The sequence below is a fragment of the Streptomyces sp. 1331.2 genome, assembly GCF_900199205.1.
In the GTDB taxonomy this organism is placed as follows: Bacteria; Actinomycetota; Actinomycetes; order Streptomycetales; family Streptomycetaceae; genus Kitasatospora.
Genome location: NZ_OBMJ01000001.1, coordinates 4,442,134 through 4,458,714 on the forward strand (window position 1 = coordinate 4,442,134; position 16,581 = coordinate 4,458,714).

17 protein-coding genes are annotated in these 16,581 nt (G+C 73.7%); 13 read left to right on the top strand and 4 right to left on the bottom strand.

Annotated features, from left to right (window positions below; genetic code table 11):
- The first annotated feature begins 2 nt into the window (after window positions 1-2).
- Together rpsI and glmM are read left to right on the top strand one after the other, a co-directional pair.
- Window positions 3-506: a 30S ribosomal protein S9 gene (rpsI, locus tag CRP52_RS19060; RefSeq protein ID WP_097237499.1), complete on the top strand. Its 504-nt coding sequence runs from the start codon at window positions 3-5 to the stop codon at window positions 504-506.
- 164 nt (window positions 507-670) lie between these two features.
- Window positions 671-2,035: a phosphoglucosamine mutase gene (gene glmM, locus CRP52_RS19065; protein ID WP_097237500.1), complete on the top strand. Its 1,365-nt coding sequence runs from the start codon at window positions 671-673 to the stop codon at window positions 2,033-2,035.
- Window positions 2,036-2,120: 85 nt separating this feature from the next.
- On the opposite strand, the gene coaA is transcribed toward glmM, so the two are convergent.
- Window positions 2,121-3,116: a type I pantothenate kinase gene (coaA, locus tag CRP52_RS19070; RefSeq protein WP_097237501.1), complete on the bottom strand. Its 996-nt coding sequence runs from the start codon at window positions 3,114-3,116 to the stop codon at window positions 2,121-2,123.
- Between the two features lie 99 nt (window positions 3,117-3,215).
- On the opposite strand from coaA, the gene glmS reads away from it, so the two are divergent.
- Window positions 3,216-5,072: a glutamine--fructose-6-phosphate transaminase (isomerizing) gene (gene glmS, locus CRP52_RS19075; protein WP_097240181.1), complete on the top strand. Its 1,857-nt coding sequence runs from the start codon at window positions 3,216-3,218 to the stop codon at window positions 5,070-5,072.
- A 33-nt stretch (window positions 5,073-5,105) separates the two neighbouring features.
- Here glmS and CRP52_RS19080 read toward each other — a convergent pair whose 3' ends face one another.
- Window positions 5,106-5,663 carry a Uma2 family endonuclease gene (locus tag CRP52_RS19080; RefSeq protein WP_306458873.1) on the bottom strand — a complete coding sequence of 186 codons (558 nt, stop codon included), beginning with the start codon at window positions 5,661-5,663 and terminating at the stop codon, window positions 5,106-5,108.
- A gap of 171 nt (window positions 5,664-5,834) precedes the next feature.
- Here CRP52_RS19080 and CRP52_RS19085 point away from each other — a divergent pair, with 171 nt between their 5' ends.
- The 5 genes from CRP52_RS19085 (at window position 5,835) to CRP52_RS19105 (ending at window position 11,048) form a co-directional block, all read left to right on the top strand.
- Entirely contained in the window at window positions 5,835-7,298 is a 1,464-nt protein-coding gene (locus CRP52_RS19085; protein ID WP_179852850.1) for an NAD(P)H-hydrate dehydratase, read from the top strand.
- A 260-nt stretch (window positions 7,299-7,558) separates the two neighbouring features.
- The gene (alr, locus tag CRP52_RS19090; protein WP_097237503.1) at window positions 7,559-8,833 is read left to right on the top strand and encodes an alanine racemase; all 1,275 of its coding nucleotides are present in this window, start codon (window positions 7,559-7,561) and stop codon (window positions 8,831-8,833) included.
- Window positions 8,830-10,092, top strand: a complete 1,263-nt coding sequence (locus CRP52_RS19095) for an alpha/beta fold hydrolase (protein WP_097237504.1) — start codon at window positions 8,830-8,832, stop codon at window positions 10,090-10,092. The genes alr and CRP52_RS19095 overlap by 4 nt, the downstream gene beginning before the upstream one ends.
- Window positions 10,093-10,233: 141 nt before the next feature.
- On the top strand, window positions 10,234-10,731 hold the full coding sequence (gene tsaE, locus CRP52_RS19100; RefSeq protein WP_097237505.1) for a tRNA (adenosine(37)-N6)-threonylcarbamoyltransferase complex ATPase subunit type 1 TsaE: 498 nt from the start codon (window positions 10,234-10,236) through the stop codon (window positions 10,729-10,731).
- 122 nt (window positions 10,732-10,853) lie between these two features.
- Complete coding sequence (locus CRP52_RS19105; protein ID WP_097237506.1) at window positions 10,854-11,048, top strand: hypothetical protein; 195 nt, start codon at window positions 10,854-10,856, stop codon at window positions 11,046-11,048.
- 51 nt (window positions 11,049-11,099) lie between these two features.
- Here the strand turns inward: CRP52_RS19105 and CRP52_RS19110 are convergent, their stop codons facing one another.
- Window positions 11,100-11,666, bottom strand: a complete 567-nt coding sequence (locus tag CRP52_RS19110; RefSeq protein WP_097240184.1) for a hypothetical protein — start codon at window positions 11,664-11,666, stop codon at window positions 11,100-11,102.
- Window positions 11,667-11,819: 153 nt separating this feature from the next.
- Here CRP52_RS19110 and tsaB point away from each other — a divergent pair, with 153 nt between their 5' ends.
- The 5 genes from tsaB (at window position 11,820) to CRP52_RS19135 (ending at window position 15,318) form a co-directional block, all read left to right on the top strand.
- On the top strand, window positions 11,820-12,476 hold the full coding sequence (tsaB, locus tag CRP52_RS19115) for a tRNA (adenosine(37)-N6)-threonylcarbamoyltransferase complex dimerization subunit type 1 TsaB (protein WP_097237507.1): 657 nt from the start codon (window positions 11,820-11,822) through the stop codon (window positions 12,474-12,476).
- Window positions 12,477-12,499: 23 nt separating this feature from the next.
- The gene (gene rimI, locus CRP52_RS19120; RefSeq protein ID WP_097240186.1) at window positions 12,500-12,988 is read left to right on the top strand and encodes a ribosomal protein S18-alanine N-acetyltransferase; all 489 of its coding nucleotides are present in this window, start codon (window positions 12,500-12,502) and stop codon (window positions 12,986-12,988) included.
- Window positions 12,981-14,072: a tRNA (adenosine(37)-N6)-threonylcarbamoyltransferase complex transferase subunit TsaD gene (tsaD, locus tag CRP52_RS19125; RefSeq protein WP_097237508.1), complete on the top strand. Its 1,092-nt coding sequence runs from the start codon at window positions 12,981-12,983 to the stop codon at window positions 14,070-14,072. The genes rimI and tsaD overlap by 8 nt, the downstream gene beginning before the upstream one ends.
- Window positions 14,069-14,329 carry a hypothetical protein gene (locus tag CRP52_RS19130; RefSeq protein WP_097237509.1) on the top strand — a complete coding sequence of 87 codons (261 nt, stop codon included), beginning with the start codon at window positions 14,069-14,071 and terminating at the stop codon, window positions 14,327-14,329. Before tsaD ends, CRP52_RS19130 begins: the two co-directional genes overlap by 4 nt.
- 80 nt (window positions 14,330-14,409) lie before the next feature.
- Window positions 14,410-15,318 carry a polysaccharide deacetylase family protein gene (locus CRP52_RS19135; RefSeq protein WP_257032632.1) on the top strand — a complete coding sequence of 303 codons (909 nt, stop codon included), beginning with the start codon at window positions 14,410-14,412 and terminating at the stop codon, window positions 15,316-15,318.
- Between the two features lie 20 nt (window positions 15,319-15,338).
- Here CRP52_RS19135 and CRP52_RS19140 read toward each other — a convergent pair whose 3' ends face one another.
- Complete coding sequence (locus CRP52_RS19140; RefSeq protein WP_257032633.1) at window positions 15,339-16,511, bottom strand: class I SAM-dependent methyltransferase; 1,173 nt, start codon at window positions 16,509-16,511, stop codon at window positions 15,339-15,341.
- Window positions 16,512-16,581 lie beyond the last annotated feature (70 nt).

Genomic DNA, 16,581 nt, shown 5'->3' on the forward strand with positions numbered 1-16,581 from the left:
CCGTGGCCGAGACCACTGAAACCCTTGAGGTCGACTTCGACGAGAACGTCGTCGAGGGCGAGTACACCTCCGAGGAGAGCTACACCTCCGAGTCCCTGGCCGGCCGCTTCGGCGAGGCCGTCCCCGGCGCCGGCCTCGGCCGTCGCAAGGAGGCGATCGCCCGCGTGCGCATCGTCCCCGGCACGGGCGTGTGGAAGATCAACGGTCGCACCCTTGAGGGCTACTTCCCCAACAAGGTGCACCAGCAGACCGTGAACGAGCCCTTCAAGCTCCTGGAGCTGGACGGCCGTTACGACGTCATCGCCCGCATCACCGGTGGCGGCGTCTCCGGCCAGGCCTACGCGCTGCGCCTCGGCGTGGCCCGTGCCCTGAACGAGGCCGACGTGGACAACAACCGCGGCGCGCTGAAGAAGGCCGGCTTCCTGACCCGTGACGCCCGCGCCGTCGAGCGCAAGAAGGCCGGTCTCAAGAAGGCCCGCAAGGCGCCGCAGTACAGCAAGCGCTAATCGCGTCCCCGGGGGTGCGGTCCGCCCTGGCGGCGCACCCCCTGGATGCGCGAAACCGTCGCCCCGGAGTACCCCGTGTACTCCGGGGCGACGTGTTCCCCGGCTACTGTGCGGCGGCCGGGATCATCGGTGGGTTCCGAGCAGTGGTGATGGAGGACGGGACAGTGGGACGACTCTTCGGTACGGACGGCGTACGCGGGGTGGCCAACCAGGGCCTGACGGCGGAGCTCGCGCTCGGGCTGTCGGTCGCTGCGGCGCACGTGCTCGGCGAGGCCGGCGCCTTCGACGGCCACCGGCCGGTCGCGGTGGTCGGCCGTGACCCGCGTGCCTCGGGCGAGTTCCTGGAGGCCGCCGTCATCGCCGGTCTGGCCAGCGCCGGCGTCGACGTGCTCCGGGTCGGCGTCCTGCCCACCCCCGCCGTGGCGTACCTCACCGGCGCGCTCGGCGCCGACTTCGGCGTGATGCTGTCCGCCAGCCACAACGCCATGCCGGACAACGGCATCAAGTTCCTCGCCCGCGGCGGCCACAAGCTGGACGACCGGATCGAGGACGCGATCGAGGCCCACTACCGCAAGCACACGCTCGGCGAGGAGGACTGGAACCGTCCGACCGGTGCCGCCGTCGGTCGCGTCCGCGAGTACACCGAGGGCTTCGACAAGTACGTCGCCCACCTGATCGGCGTGCTGCCCAACCGCCTGGACGGCGTCAAGGTCGTCATCGACGGCGCCCACGGCGCGGCCGCCTACGTCGCCCCCGAGGCCTTCGCCCGGGCCGGCGCCGAGGTCGTCCACACCCTGGGGGCCGAGCCCACCGGCCTCAACATCAACGACGGCGTCGGCTCCACCCACCTGGACCGGCTGCGCACCGCGATGAAGGAGCACAAGGCCGACTTCGGCATCGCCCTGGACGGCGACGCCGACCGCTGCCTGGCCGCCGACGCCGACGGCAACGAGGTGGACGGCGACCAGATCATCGCCATCCTCGCGGTCGCCATGAAGGAGGCCGGCACCCTGCGCGGCAACACCGCGGTGGCCACCGTGATGTCCAACCTCGGCTTCAAGCTGGCGATGGAGCGCGAGGGGATCGACCTGGTCGAGACCGCCGTCGGCGACCGCTACGTGCTGGAAGCCATGAAGGAGCACGGCTTCGCGCTGGGCGGCGAGCAGTCCGGCCACGTCATCCTGCTGGACCACGCCACCACCGGCGACGGCACCCTGACCGGCCTGATGCTGGGCGCCCGGCTGGCCGCCACCAAGCAGCCGCTCGCCGACCTCGCCGCCGTGATGACCCGGCTGCCGCAGGTGCTGATCAACGTCAAGGGCGTCGACAAGAGCCGGGTGAGGACCAGCACCGAGCTGGCCGCCGCGGTCGCCGGCGCCGAGGCCGAGCTGGGCGCCACCGGCCGGGTGCTGCTGCGCCCGTCGGGCACCGAGCCGCTGGTCCGGGTGATGGTCGAGGCCGCCGACGCGGCCCAGGCCGAGGCGGTCGCGCAGCGGCTGGCCGAGGCCGTGCGCACCCACCTGGGCTGAGCCGGTCCGTGCACCTGCGCTGAGCCCGTACGTGCCGAAGGCCCCCGCCGGAACCTTGAGTTCGGGCGGGGGCCTTCGGTGTGCCTCAGAGCTTGCGCAGCAGCGCCCGGCGGACCTTGTGGTCCGCGCCCTTCTGCAGGATCAGGGTGGCCCGGCCGCGGGTCGGCAGGACGTTCTCCAGCAGGTTGGGCTTGTTGATGGTGCGCCAGACCTGCCGGCCGTACTCCATCGCCTCCTCCTCCGGCACCTCGGTGAAGCGGCGGAAGTAGGAGTTCGGGTCCTGGAAGGCGGTCTGCCGCAGCTTGCGGAAGCGGTCCAGGTACCAGTGCTCGATGTCGTCGGTCCGGGCGTCGACGTAGATCGAGAAGTCGAAGTAGTCGGCGACGGCGAGGCGGGTGCGGCCGTCGGTGCCGGGCAGGGCCGGCTGGAGCACGTTCAGGCCCTCGACGATCAGGATGTCCGGGCGCTCCACGGTCAGCCGCTCGTCCTGCACGATGTCGTACACCAGGTGCGAGTAGACCGGCGCGCTGACCCGCTCCTTGCCCGCCTTCACGTCCGCGACGAAACGCATCAGCGCCCGTCGGTCGTACGACTCGGGGAACCCCTTGCGGGCCATCAGGCCGCGGCGGCGCAGCTCCGCGTTGGGGAGCAGGAAGCCGTCGGTGGTGACCAGTTCCACCCGGGGGTGCTCGGGCCAGCGGGCGAGCAGGGCCTGCAGGAGCCGGGCGGTGGTGGACTTGCCGACGGCCACGGAGCCGGCCACGCCGATGATGAACGGGGTGCGGGTGCGCTCGGTGTCCGGGGTGTCCAGGAAGGTGCCGAGCGTGCCGCGCAGTTCGTGGGTGGCGTGGATGTAGAGGTTCAGCAGTCGCGACAGCGGTAGGTAGACGTCGCGGACCTCGTCCAGGTCGAGGGCGGTGCCGAGGCCGCGCAGGCGCTCCACCTCCTCCGCGGTCAGCGGCAGCGGCGTACGCTCGCGCAGCGCGCTCCATTCGGCCCGGCTGAGGTCCACGTAGGGGGACGGGGACGGGCCGGGCGCGGTGGCGCCCCGCGTACAGAGTTCGGTCAGCACATGCTCCATTGTGAGCCGTCGCGGCGTTCACGGTGGTTGTGGTGTCGGTCACGCAGCGTTCGCGCAGAGCGGGAAAAGGGCCACAGAACCGCCCTTATGCTGGCACGCATGTGCGGAATTGTTGGATACGTGGGCGCGCAGTCCGCCCTCGACGTAGTAATTGCAGGCCTGCAGCGCCTGGAGTACCGGGGTTACGACTCGGCCGGTGTCGCGGTGCAGGTCCAGGACTCCGACGGGCAGTGGAGCCTGTCCACCGACAAGCGGGCCGGGAAGCTCGCCAACCTCCAGAAGTCGCTCGCCGAGACCCCTCTGCCCGGCGGCACCACCGGCATCGGCCACACCCGCTGGGCCACCCACGGCGGCCCGACGGACGCCAACGCCCACCCCCACCTGGACGACGAGCAGCGGGTCGCGGTGGTGCACAACGGCATCATCGAGAACTTCGCCCAGCTGCGCGCCGAGATCGCCGAGCGCGGCCACACCCTGCGGTCCGAGACCGACACCGAGGTCGTCGCCCACCTGCTGGGCGAGGCCTACCAGGGCGACCTCGCCGAGGCGATGCGGGTGGTCTGCCGTCAGCTGGAGGGTGCCTTCACCCTGGTGGCCGTGCACGCCGACGCGCCGGACGTCGTCGTCGGTGCCCGCCGCAACTCTCCGCTGGTCGTCGGCCGCGGCGAGGGCGAGAACTTCCTCGCCTCGGACGTCGCCGCCTTCATCGCGCACACCCGCGAGGCGATCGAGCTGGGCCAGGACCAGGTCGTGGAGCTGCGCCGCGAGGGCGTGACCGTCACCAACTTCGACGGCACCGCGGCCGACGTGCGCGAGTACCACGTCGACTGGGACGCCTCCGCCGCCGAGAAGGGCGGCTACGACTACTTCATGCTCAAGGAGATCGCCGAGCAGCCGAAGGCCGTCGCCGACACCCTGCTCGGCCGGATCGGCACCGACGGCCGGCTCACCCTGGACGAGCTGCGGATCTCCGACGCCGACCTGCGCTCCGTCGACAAGGTCGTCATCGTCGCCTGCGGCACCGCCTTCCACGCCGGCATGATCGCCAAGTACGCGATCGAGCACTGGACCCGCATCCCCTGCGAGGTCGAGGTCGCCTCCGAGTTCCGCTACCGCGACCCGATCATGGGCCCGGGCACCCTGGTCATCGCCATCTCGCAGTCCGGCGAGACCATGGACACCCTGATGGCCCTGCGGCACGCCCGCGAGCAGGGCGCCAAGGTGCTGGCGATCTGCAACACCAACGGCTCCACCATCCCGCGCGAGTCGGACGCCGTGCTGTACACGCACGCCGGTCCCGAGGTCGCGGTCGCGTCCACCAAGGCGTTCCTGACCCAGCTGGTCGCCTGCTACCTGGTCGCCCTCTACCTGGGCCAGGTGCGCGGCACCAAGTGGGGCGACGAGATCTTCACGATCATCAAGGAGCTCGGCGACGCGCCGAAGCAGGTCGAGCAGGTCCTGGAGACCATGGAGCCGGTGCGCGAGCTGGCCCGCTCGCTGGCCGACGCCCGCTCGGTGCTCTTCCTCGGCCGCCACGTCGGCTTCCCGGTGGCCCTGGAGGGTGCGCTCAAGCTCAAGGAGCTGGCGTACATGCACGCCGAGGGCTTCGCGGCGGGCGAGCTCAAGCACGGCCCGATCGCGCTGATCGAGGAGGGGCTGCCGGTCGTGGTGGTCGTGCCCTCGCCGCGCGGGCGGTCGATCCTGCACGACAAGATCGTCTCCAACATCCAGGAGATCCGGGCCCGCGGTGCCCGCACGATCGTGATCGCCGAGGAGGGCGACGAGGCCGTCGTCCCGTACGCGGACCACCTGATCCGCATCCCGGTCACCCCGACCCTGCTCCAGCCGCTGGTCTCCACCGTCCCGCTGCAGGTCTTCGCCTGCGAGCTGGCCACGGCCAAGGGCCACGAGGTCGACCAGCCGCGCAACCTGGCGAAGTCGGTCACCGTCGAGTAGCGGCTCCTACGGCGCCCCTGCGGTGGCTGTGCCCTACCGCAGGGGCGCCGTGTCGAGCGTGAAGGAGAAGGGGGCAGGCAGGTCGATCGTCTTGCCGAACTCGACCTTGGTCTGGGTGATGTAGTCCTCGCCGTCGGGTTCGGTGAACAGGGTGACCATGCCGTCGCTGCGGTCGATCAGCAGGTAGCAGGGGATTCCTGCGGCGGCGTAGCCCTTGCGCTTGGGCTCGCGGTCCTTGTGCGGGTTGATCGACGTGACCTCGAAGACGAGTAGGACGCCTCCCGCGGGGGCCCAGGAATCCAGATGGTCGAAGTGGTCGGCCGGGACGACCGTGCCATCAGGGATGAACCGTCCCTTGGGAGTGATCAGGCCCTTGACACCGGCGATGTCCAGATCGATCGCGGCGTTTCGGAAGAACTGCTTGGCGAGCTTCGAGACCGCACCCTCGTGGTGTCCGTCCGGTGGCGGTGTCACGACGATCTCCCCTTCGATGAACTCGGCCTTGCTTCCCAGCGGGGTGTCCAGCTCCAGGAACGTCTGGAGGAGACCGTCCTCGCCCAGCGGGTGCTCGACTGCCGGCATGGCGACCATGGCCCTTCTCCCTCCTGTGGGTCCGTGCCGAGCCACACGGTAGGCGTACGGACCGACACCGGCGGGGGATCGACGTGGGTGTCACTCGAAAGTGTGCCGCAGGGGCGGCTGCCGCGGGGCGGTGACGCGGGCTAGCGTCGTCCGTACGTCGACGGTCGGAGGAGTCCCGCCATGCGTCATGCACACCCTGTGGAAACCGTCCGGGCTGCCGAGGCCGTGCTGATGGCGCGGCTGCCGGAGGGCACGTTGATGCAGCGGGCGGCCGCCGGGCTGGCCGCCACGTGTGCCCGGTTGCTGGGGCGGGTGTACGGCAGCCGGGTGGTGGTGCTGGCGGGCAGTGGGGACAACGGGGGTGACGCGCTGTACGCCGGGGCCGCGCTGGCCCGGCGCGGGGCGCGGGTGACGGCGGTGCTGCTGGTGCCGGAGAAGGCGCACCCGGGTGGGCTGGCCGCGCTGCGGGCCGTCGGCGGGCGGGTGACGGCGGAGCAGGAAGTCGGCCTGGCCGACTTCTCGCGCGCGGACCTGGTGCTGGACGGGATCGTCGGCATCGGCGGGCGGGGCGGGCTGCGGCCCGAGGCCGTGCCGTACGCGCGGGCCGAGCGGCGCGGGGTGGTGGTGGCGGTGGACCTGCCCAGCGGGGTGGACGCCGACACCGGCGAGGTGCCGGGGGAGGCGCTGCGCGCGGACGTCACGGTCTGCTTCGGCACGTACAAGCCCGGGCTGCTGGTCGACCCGGGCGCCTCGTACGCGGGCGCGGTGCAGCTGGTCGGGATCGGGCTGGAGCTGCCTGAGGCGGAGGTGACGGCACTGCAGCACGCGGACGCGGCGGCGCTGCTGCCGCTGCCCGGCGCGGAGAGCGACAAGTACCGGCGCGGCGTGGTCGGGGTGGCGGCCGGCTCGGCGACCTACCCGGGGGCGGCGCTGCTGGCCGTCGCCGGGGCGCTGCGGGGCGGCGCGGGCGCCGTCCGGTACGTGGGCACGGCGGCCGACGAGGTGGTGCGGCGCTTCCCGGAGACGCTGGTCACCGAGGGCGGGCCGGCCGGGGCCGGGCGGGTGCAGGCCTGGGTGGTCGGGCCGGGCGGCGGTGAGGGGGCGCGGCAGGCGCTGACCGAGGCGCTAGCGGGCGACGTCCCGGTGCTGGTGGACGCGGACGGGCTGACCGAGCTGGGCCGGCTCGGCCCGGACGCGCTGGCCGGCCGCACCGCGCCCACCCTGCTCACCCCTCACACCGGCGAGGCCGCCCGGCTGCTCGCCGGCGCCGAGGGCACCGCGCCCCCGGCCGCCGACGACCTGGCCGCCACCCGGCTCGCCACCGCCCGCCTACTGGCGGCCGCCTACCGGGCGACCGTGCTGCTGAAGGGCTCCACCACGGTGATCGCCGACCCCGGCGGCGCCGTCCGGGTCAACCCCACCGGCACCTCCTGGCTGGCCACCGCCGGCAGCGGCGACGTGCTCGCCGGCCTGGCCGGTTCCCTGCTGGCGGCGGGTCTACCGCCGCTGGACGCCGCGTCGGTGGCCGCGTACCTGCACGGGCTGGCGGGCCGCACGGCGGCGGGCGACCCGGGCGCGCCGACGACGGCGCTGGGGGTGGCGGCGGCGCTGCCGGCGGTCTGGCGGGCGGTGCGGAGGGGCTAGGGCCTGTCCGGCGGATCTTGCCGGGCGCACGACGCCGGATCATCCCGCCTGGACGCACGCCCGAATCGTCCAAGTACACCCAGTACGAGGGCGATTCGGGCGCACGCCCAGACGGGCGCCCGACGCCGCGCGCTGATCCGACAAGATCCGCCGGACAGGCCCTAAGGCGTGTCTGACACGCCCCGGCACGCGGAACCGGGGAGTCCGATCGGGCGTCCCTGTAGCGGGGGGTGAACGGTCGTCGCAGGTCGGCGTGGGCGATGGGGCCCGGGCATCGGCCGCCGCGCCGATGGGCCGTTCGGCGAGGACTCCGGGACGTCTGGGAGACTGACCCTGATGACAACTGCGAACACGACCGGCACAGCCCCCTGACCGACGGCGTACGGGCCGAGGCGACCATCGATCTCGGCGCCCTGCGCGGCAACCTCGCCGCGCTGCGCGAGCGCGTCGGCAGCACGGCGGTGATGCTCGCGGTCAAGGCGGACGCCTATGGCCACGGGGCGGTCGAGTGCGCCCGGGAGGCGGTCGCCAACGGGGTCGGCTGGTTCGGCTGCGCGACGCCCGACGAGGCGCTGGCGCTGCGGGCCGGGGGCATCCGCCCGGAGCAGGCCCGCATCCTGTGCTGGCTGTGGACACCCGGCGGGCCGTGGCGCGAGGCGCTGCGCGCGGACCTGGACATCTCGGTCAGCGGGCAGTGGGCGCTGGACGAGCTGCTGCCGGCCGTCCGTGAGACCGGCATCCCGGCACGCGTGCACCTCAAGGCGGACACCGGCCTCGGCCGCAACGGCTGCCAGCCGCACGACTGGCCGCAGCTGGTCGCCGCCGCCCGCCGCGCCGAGGCCGAGGGCCTGCTCACGGTGGTCGGCGTCTGGTCGCACTTCGCGGCCGCCGACGAGCCCGGCCACCCGTCGATCCAGGCCCAGCTGGACTCCTTCCACGCCGCCCTGGCCACGGCCGAGGCCGCCGGGCTGCGCCCCGAACTGCGGCACCTGGCGAACTCGCCGGCCACCCTGCTGCTGCCCCAGTCACACTTCGACCTGGTCCGCACCGGCCTCGCCGCGTACGGGCTGTCGCCCGTGCCCGAGGTGGGCTCGCCGGCCGACTTCGGGCTGCGCCCGGTGATGTCGCTGACCGCGCGGCTGGCGCTGGTCAAGGAGGTCCCCGGCGGGCACGGGGTCAGCTACGGCCACCACTACACGACGCCTGGCCCGACCACGCTGGGCCTGGTCCCGGTCGGCTACGGCGACGGCATCCCCCGGCACGGCAGCGGCACCGGCCCGGTGCAGATCGGCGGCAAGTGGCGCACGGTGGCCGGCCGGGTGGCGATGGACCAGTTCGTGGTGGACCTGGGCGGCGACAGCCCCGGGATCGGCGACGAGGCGCTGCTGTTCGGCAACGGCGAGCGCGGCGAGCCGACCGCCGAGGACTGGGCCCGCGCCTGCGGCACCATCTCGTACGAGATCGTCACCCGGATCGGTGCCCGGGTGCCCCGCCGTTACCTGGGCGGCAGCCACTCCGAGGGTGCGTCGGCATGACGGAGGCACCGGTCGGGGACGGCGCGGTCGCGGCGGTGGCCAAGGCGGCCGGCGCCGCCTCCGGGGTGAGCCGGGCGGGTGTGATCGGAATCTCGGTCGGCGTGCTGGCGGCCGGGGCGGCCGCCGGGGTGGCGATCGAACGGCTGACGGTCGGCCGGGCGATGCGCCGCCGGGCCCGGGCCGAGCTGGACGCCGGCGCCCCGTACGGCTCGCTGCGCGGGCTCCCGAGGACGGTGGCCGCACCGGACGGCACGGAGCTGTACGTCGAACTGGACGGCACCGGCTGGGACGCGCCGGACGGCAGTAGTACCCGCCCCGGAGGCGAGTGGGCGGGTAGCAGCCCCGAGCCGTTGACCGTCGTTTTCTGCCACGGCTACTGCCTCAGCCAGGACAGCTGGCACTTCCAGCGGGCCGCGCTGCGCGAGGGCATGCGGCTGGTCTTCTGGGACCAGCGCAGCCACGGCCGTTCCGAGCGCTCCCGTTCGTACCTGGCGGGCGAGCCGGCCGGCATCGACCAGCTGGGCGGCGACCTCAAGGCGGTGATCGACGCCGTGGCGCCGACCGGGCCGCTGGTGCTGGTGGGCCATTCGATGGGCGGCATGACGGTGATGGCGCTGGCCGACCAGCACCCGGAGCTGTTCCGGGAGAGGGTCGCCGGGGTCGCCCTGGTCGGCACGCTCGCGGGCGGCTGGAACGACGTGAACCTCGGCCTGCCGAAGGCCGGCGCGAAGCTGTTCAAGAAGGTCGCGCCCGGGGTGGTGAAGCTGCTGGGCCGCCAGGTGGACCTGGTGGAGGCGACCAGGCGGCTGGGCTCGGACGTGACCTCGGTCTTCTACCGCAGGTTCTCCTTCGGGAGCCGGGAGGTCGACCCCGGTGTGGTGCGCTTCGCCGAGCAGCTGCTGGACGGCACCCCGATCGACGTGGTGGCCGAGTTCTACCCGGTGTTCGGCGTGCACGAGAAGTACGAGGCGCTGGCCGCCCTGCGCGGTCTGCCGGCCCTGGTGCTGGCCGGGACGAAGGACCTGCTGACGCCTTCGGCGCACAGCGAGGCGATGGCCGAGCGGCTGCCGGGGGCGGAGCTGGTCCTGGCCGAGGGCGCCGGGCACCTGGTGATGCTGGAGCGGCCGGAGCTGGTCGACCGTGAGCTGGCGCGGCTGCTGTGCCGGGCCGCCGAGGTCGCCGGGGCTGCGCCGCTGCCCGCGGCCGTCCTCGACCTGGCCCGGGAGCAGGCCGCCGACGCGGCCCCCGAGCCCGTCTGACGCCCCCCTGACGCGCGCCCGGTTCTCGCAGGTTCTCGCGAGGAGTTGCCGCCCGGCGCATCCGGGGGCGGCGATGTGGCACGGTAGCGGTGGCGGCCGGTGGTCGGCGCGCCGGTACGGACCGAAGGGCAAGACACGCGCATGGGCTCGCACGCCACTCTCACCGTCCCCACCCCGGAGCGGATGGGCCGGCTCGGCCGGGAGCTGGCCGCTCTGCTGCGGCCGGGGGACCTGGTGCTGCTCTCCGGCGAGCTGGGGGCGGGGAAGACCACGCTGACCCGGGGCCTGGGGGAGGGGCTGCAGGTCCGCGGGGCGGTGACCTCGCCGACCTTCGTGATCGCCCGGGTGCATCCCTCGCTGGTCGGCGGCCCGTCGCTGGTGCACGTGGACGCGTACCGGCTGGGCGGGGACCTGGACGAGATGGAGGACCTCGACCTGGACGTCTCGCTGCCGGAGTCGGTGATCGTCGTCGAGTGGGGCGAGGGCAAGGTCGAGCGGCTGTCCGAGGACCGGCTGGAGGTCCGGATCGAGCGCGCCCTGGGCGACACCGCCGCCGGGGACGACCACGACCCGCGCCGGGTGCTGCTGACCGGCATCGGCCCGCGCTGGGCGGGCGTGGAGCTGGCGGAGCTGGCGTAGGGCCTGTCCGGCCCACGGGGCGTCTCGACTTCCCGACAGGCTGTCGGCAAGATGTTGCGGGCGGGCTGCCGCGCGTGGTGGGATGGGTGCTGCGGTTAGGTCTGCCTAACTAGGGAGGCGCCATGTCGAGCACCACCCCCGCCCCGGAGCGCGCCGTTCGCGACGCCGGGGCCGGAGAGTCCGCCCCCCGCGCTGCGGGGGAGCCGATGCGGGCGCTGCTGGCCGCCTGCGCGGCCGCCGAGGCGGTGTCCACCCCGCCCGAGCCGAAGCCCGGGCAGGCCGAGGAGCCCGGGACGGAGACGCCCCGGGCCGCCTGAGCCGCCCCGAAAGCCGAAGCCCCGAGCCAGCCCCGGGCCTCAGGACGTGGCTCAGGCGACCACGACCACCTTGGTGTCCTTCGGCGCGAAGTCCCAGAGCAGCTGGCCCTCGGCGCGGCCGCTGCGGATGCCGCCGGTCTTGGCCTTCGGGTCGGCGGTCGGCATCGCGCCGTCCACGGCCGCGCCGAAGCCGAACACCACGCCGTTCTGCTGGGCGAAGCGCACCACGTGCTCGATCTGCCGGCCGTCCGCACCGGTGCCGGTCGGGGTGCGGCTGTACACGGCGTAGCTGCCCGGGGTGGGCTCGACCGAGCCCGGGACGACCTGGAACGCGGCCGCGACCTGCGGGCTCTTCTTCGGGTCGACCAGCCAGACGTAGTGGCTGCCGATCGAGTAGACGACCCGGGTGCCGGTGCCCGAGGTGGCCGGCAGCGGCGGCGCGACCGGGGTCGGCGTGGCGCTCGGCGCCGAGGCGGTGGCCGTGCCGGTCGCCGTGGTGGTGACGGTGGGCTTGGCACCGCCCGCCCGGTCCTGGGCGCCGTTGGCCTGGAAGGCCAGCAGGCTCACCACCGCCAGGGCCCCCAGGGTCAGCCCCGTGACCACAACTCCAGGACCCATCTTCGCCACGTGCTGCTCCCGCCGCCGTCCCTTTTCGTACCGGCCTATCGTGCCAGGTCCGTCCGTCCGGCTCGCAGTGCCTCGGATGTGTGTTCCCGGGTGGTACGCCCTGCCGATCGGCCGGTCGGCCCAACGTCGGTCTAACCTTGACCCGTGCTGCTGCTCGCGTTCGACACCGCTACCCCCGCCGTTACCGCCGCCGTCCACGACGGCACCGCCGTCCTGGCCGAGACCCACCAGGTCGACGCCCGGCGCCACGGCGAACTGCTGCTGCCCGCGATCGACGGGGTCCTGCGGACGGCCGGGGTGGACAAGCACCGGCTGACCGGGATCGCGGTCGGCGTCGGCCCGGGCCCGTACACCGGCCTGCGGGTCGGCCTGGTGACCGCCGCCGCGCTCGGGCACGCCCTCGGGCTGCCGGTGTACGGCGTCTGCACCCTGGACGCGATCGCCTTCCAGGCCCGCGCCGAGGGCCTGGCCGGGCAGCCGTTCACCGTCGCCACCGACGCGCGCCGCAAGGAGGTCTACTGGGCCTCGTACGACGCCGAGGGCCGCCGCACCGAGGGCCCGGGCGTGGACCGTCCGGCCGAGCTGACCCCGCAGAGGCGTTCCGTCGGCGCCGGCGCGCTGCTCTACCCCGACGCCTTCCCGGGCGCGCACGGCCCCGAGCACGTGTCGGCCGGCGCCCTGGCCGGCTTCGCCGCCGCCGAGCTGGCCGCCGGGCGCGAGCTGCTGCCGAACGTCCCGCTGTACCTGCGACGCCCCGACGCCCAGGTCCCGGCCGGCTACAAGGCGGTGCTCCCGGCGTGAACCACGGCACCACCCTGCGCCCGATGCGCTGGTGGGACATCGCGCCGGTGATGGAACTGGAGCTGCGGCTCTTCCCCGAGGACGCCTGGTCCACCGGGATGTTCTGGTCCGAGTTGGCCGAGGCCCACCCCGGCGGCACCCGCCACTACACCGTCGCCACCGCCGCGGACGGCGCGATCGTCGGCTACGCCGGACTGATGGCGGTCGCCGGCGAGGGCGACGTCCAGACCATCGCCGTCGACGACCGCCACCAGGGCGGCGGCCTCGGCACGGCGCTGCTCACCGACCTGATCCGGGAGTCCGCCCGGCGCGGCTGCGCCGAACTGCTGCTGGAGGTGCGGGTGGACAACCTGCGCGCCCAGCGGCTGTACGAGCGCCACGGCTTCGAACCGGTGGGCATCCGGCGCGGCTACTACCAGCCCGCCAACGTCGACGCGCTGGTGATGCGCCTCGACCACCCCGGCACTGACCGCACTGACCCGAAGGACATTGAGGACACCCACCATGGCTGACGAACCGCTCGTCCTCGGCATCGAGACCTCCTGCGACGAGACCGGCGTCGGCATCGTGCGCGGCACCACGCTGCTGGCCGACGCGGTCGCGTCCAGCGTCAACGACCACGCCCGCTTCGGCGGCGTCGTCCCGGAGATCGCCAGCCGCGCGCACCTGGAGGCGATGGTCCCCACCATCGAGCGCGCCCTGGAGACCGCCGGGATCAAGGCGAGCGACCTGGACGGCATCGCCGTCACCGCCGGCCCCGGCCTGGCCGGCGCGCTGCTGGTCGGCGTCAGCGCCGCGAAGGCGTACGCCTGGGCGCTGGACAAGCCGCTGTACGGGGTCAACCACCTCGCCTCGCACATCTGCGTCGACCAGCTGGAGCACGGCCGGCTGCCCTCGCCGACGATGGCCCTGCTGGTCTCCGGCGGGCACTCCTCGCTGCTGCTCAGCGAGGACATCACCACCGACGTCCGCCCGCTCGGCGCGACCATCGACGACGCGGCCGGCGAGGCCTTCGACAAGGTCGCCCGGGTGCTCGGCCTGGGCTTCCCCGGCGGCCCGGTGGTCGACCGCAAGGCCCGCGAGGGCGACCCGAAGGCGATCGCCTTCCCGCGCGGCCTGACCGGCAAGAACGACCCGGAGTACGACTTCTCCTTCTCCGGCCTGAAGACCGCCGTCGCCCGCTGGGTGGAGGCCAAGCGCCGGGCCGGCGAGGAGGTGCCGATCGCCGACGTGGCGGCGTCCTTCCAGGAGGCGGTCACCGACGTGCTCACCCGCAAGGCCGTCAAGGCGTGCAAGGACAACGGCGTCGACCACCTGATGATCGGCGGCGGCGTCGCGGCCAACTCGCGGCTGCGCGAGATGGCCCAGCAGCGCTGCGACCGGGCCGGCATCCGGCTGCGGGTGCCCCGGCCGGGCCTGTGCACCGACAACGGTGCGATGGTCGCGGCCCTGGGCGCCGAGATGGTCTGGCGCGACCGCGCGCCCTCCGCCTTCGACCTGTCCGCCGACTCCTCGCTGCCGGTGACGGACGTCCACGTGCCCCACACCCACCTCCACGGCCAGGCGTACGACGCCCTCGGCGGTGGCGCCGGATGACCGTCGCCGCGATGTGGGAGGCCCGGGCGGCGGACGGCCGGGCGGCCGAACTCGCCTACTGGGCAAGGGAGTCGGCGCTGCCGGCGGTGCGCGGCGCGGCCGGGCTGGAACGCCTCGAACTGTTCTCCGCCCCGGGCGAGAGGGTGCTGCTGATCACCTGGTGGAGCGGCGAGCCGGTGCCGCTCCCCGACCCGCCGGCCGAACTGCTCGGCCGCCCGGTGCACCGCTGGTCCTTCACCAGCGAGCACGTCGAGTAGACGGTGATCGGGAACCGCCGCCCCGGCCGCTAACGTGCATGGCGGAGAGAAGGCTGGACGGGAACCGGGAGCGCGGTGCGGTGAGCAGGAACGGGCGGAGCAGGACCAGGACGTACGCGGTCGGGGCGCTGGCGCTGCTGGCCTTCGCCACCGCGTGCGGCGACAACGGGGGCGGCAGCGCCGCCCCGGCCGCCACGACGACGGCGCCGAGCGCGCCCCAGCCGGCCGGGGCCGCCCCGACCGCCGCGGCCGCCACCCCCGGTGCCCCCGCCCCGGCGGGCGCCGGCGCGGCGGCCTGGGCGAAGTGGAGCCTCACCCCGCTCGCCCCCGCCCCGGCGCCGCCCGCGGACAAGCCGATCAAGCTCGAACGGACCGGCCCGGTACCGGTGTTCAGCGAGGTGAAGACGTCCGACAAGGTGGTCTTCATCACCATCGACGACGGCGCCGAGAAGGACCCGAAGTTCGTCGAGATGCTGACCGACCTCAAGGTGCCGATCTCGATGTTCCTGACGAAGGACATCGTCAAGAACGACTACGGCTACTTCAAGCCACTCCAGGCGCTGGGCAACCACATCCAGAACCACACCGTGGACCACCCGGTGATGAGCAAGCTGCCGGCGGACAAGCAGAAGTCCGAGGTCTGCGACGACCAGGCCGCGCTCACCCAGCAGTACGGCACCGCCCCGCTGCTGTTCCGCCCGCCGTTCGGCGACGGCGCCAACACCCCGACGCTCAACACCTCGGTGCAGCAGTGCGGTCCGCGCGCGATCGTGCTGTGGCGCGAGTCGATGCAGATCCACGACATGCAGTACCAGGCCGCGGACAAGAAGCTGAAGCCCGGCGACATCATCCTGGCGCACTTCCGCGGCCCCAAGGAGCTCAAGGGCGCCACGATGACCCAGATGTTCGGCGACCTGCTGGCCCGGATCCAGGAGCAGGGCTTCTCGGTGGCCCGGCTGGAGGACTACATCCAGGCGCCGGCCTCGTAACTTCCTGCCTCGTGACTTCCTCAGGACGGGACCGGCTGCCCCAGCATCATCAGCGGGCCGCGGTCGGTGCGGCTGAGGATCACCGTGACGGTGTTCGGCCCGGAGGGCTTCAGCTGACGGCGCAGCTCCTCCGGGGTGATCGCCATCCCGCGCTTCTTGATCACCACCGTGCCGACCGCGCGCTCGCGCAGCAGGGCCTTCAGCTTCTTGATGTTGAACGGCAGTACGTCGGTCAGCTCGAAGGCGTGCGCGTACGGGGTGGCGACCAGCTCGTCCGCGGTCAGGTAGGCGATCTTCGGGTCGATCAGCCGGCCGCCGACCTGCTCGGCCACCTCGGCGACCAGGTGGGCCCGGATCACCGCGCCGTCCGGTTCGTACAGGTAGCGCCCGACCGGGCCGGCCGGCGGGTCGGGAAGGTCGCCGCCGGTCAGGCTGGCGCCCTGCGGCAGCAGGGTGGCGCGGTGCGGGCGGGCGGCCCCGGTGCCGAACCAGAGCACCGCCTCCTTGACGTCGCCGTGGTCGGAGACCCACTCGGCCTCGGCGTCCTCCGGGACGGCCTCGTGCGGGATGCCCGGTGCGACCTTCAGCGCCCCGATCGGGGTCCGGCGGCCCGCCTCGATCGCCCAGGAGAGCGGCGGCGCGTACGCCTCCGGGTCGAAGACCCGGCCGCGCGAGGTGCGCCGGGCCGGGTCGGTGAACACCGCGTCGTAGCCGGTGACGTCCACCTCGGCGACGTCCTCGCAGACCACCTCGACCAGGTGGGCCAGGCCCAGCGCGGCGGCGTTCGCGGCGGTGGCGGCGCACGCCGCCGGGTCCTTGTCGACGGCCAGCACCTGGATCCCGGCCCGGGCCAGCGCCAGCACGTCCCCGCCGATGCCGCAGCAGAGGTCCGCCAGCCGCCGTACGCCCAGCTCGGCGAAGCGCCGGGCCCGCCATTCGGCCACGCTGCGCCGGGTGGACTGCTCGACCCCGTTGGGCGTGAAGTACATCAGGTCGGCGTCCGTCCCGAACTTCGCCCGCGCCCGCTGCCGCAGTCGGGCCTGCCCGAAGGCCGCCGAGACCAGCTCCGCCGGGTGCTCCCGCCGCAGCCGGGTCGCCAGCGCCAGCTCCTCCTCGGGCGCGAACTCGCGCAGTTCGGCGAGCAGGGACTGGCCCTCGGGGGTGAGCAGGGGCTGGAGGTTCTCGGTGTCCACGAGGTCATTCTGACCGGTCGGAAGTCGAAGCGGTGTCGGCGGGCGGCCGGTCGGGTCGGCGCCGGAGGAT

Coding starts and splice junctions, on each gene's coding strand:
- coaA (WP_097237501.1), bottom strand. CDS start 3,116: ATGGAGCATGTGCTGACCGAACTCTGTACGCGGGGCGCCACCGCGCCC.
- glmS (WP_097240181.1), top strand. CDS start 3,216: ATGTGCGGAATTGTTGGATACGTGGGCGCGCAGTCCGCCCTCGACGTA.
- CRP52_RS19080 (WP_306458873.1), bottom strand. CDS start 5,663: ATGGTCGCCATGCCGGCAGTCGAGCACCCGCTGGGCGAGGACGGTCTC.
- CRP52_RS19085 (WP_179852850.1), top strand. CDS start 5,835: ATGCGTCATGCACACCCTGTGGAAACCGTCCGGGCTGCCGAGGCCGTG.
- alr (WP_097237503.1), top strand. CDS start 7,559: ATGGGGCCCGGGCATCGGCCGCCGCGCCGATGGGCCGTTCGGCGAGGA.
- CRP52_RS19095 (WP_097237504.1), top strand. CDS start 8,830: ATGACGGAGGCACCGGTCGGGGACGGCGCGGTCGCGGCGGTGGCCAAG.
- tsaE (WP_097237505.1), top strand. CDS start 10,234: ATGGGCTCGCACGCCACTCTCACCGTCCCCACCCCGGAGCGGATGGGC.
- CRP52_RS19105 (WP_097237506.1), top strand. CDS start 10,854: ATGTCGAGCACCACCCCCGCCCCGGAGCGCGCCGTTCGCGACGCCGGG.
- CRP52_RS19110 (WP_097240184.1), bottom strand. CDS start 11,666: ATGGGTCCTGGAGTTGTGGTCACGGGGCTGACCCTGGGGGCCCTGGCG.
- rimI (WP_097240186.1), top strand. CDS start 12,500: ATGCGCTGGTGGGACATCGCGCCGGTGATGGAACTGGAGCTGCGGCTC.
- tsaD (WP_097237508.1), top strand. CDS start 12,981: ATGGCTGACGAACCGCTCGTCCTCGGCATCGAGACCTCCTGCGACGAG.
- CRP52_RS19130 (WP_097237509.1), top strand. CDS start 14,069: ATGACCGTCGCCGCGATGTGGGAGGCCCGGGCGGCGGACGGCCGGGCG.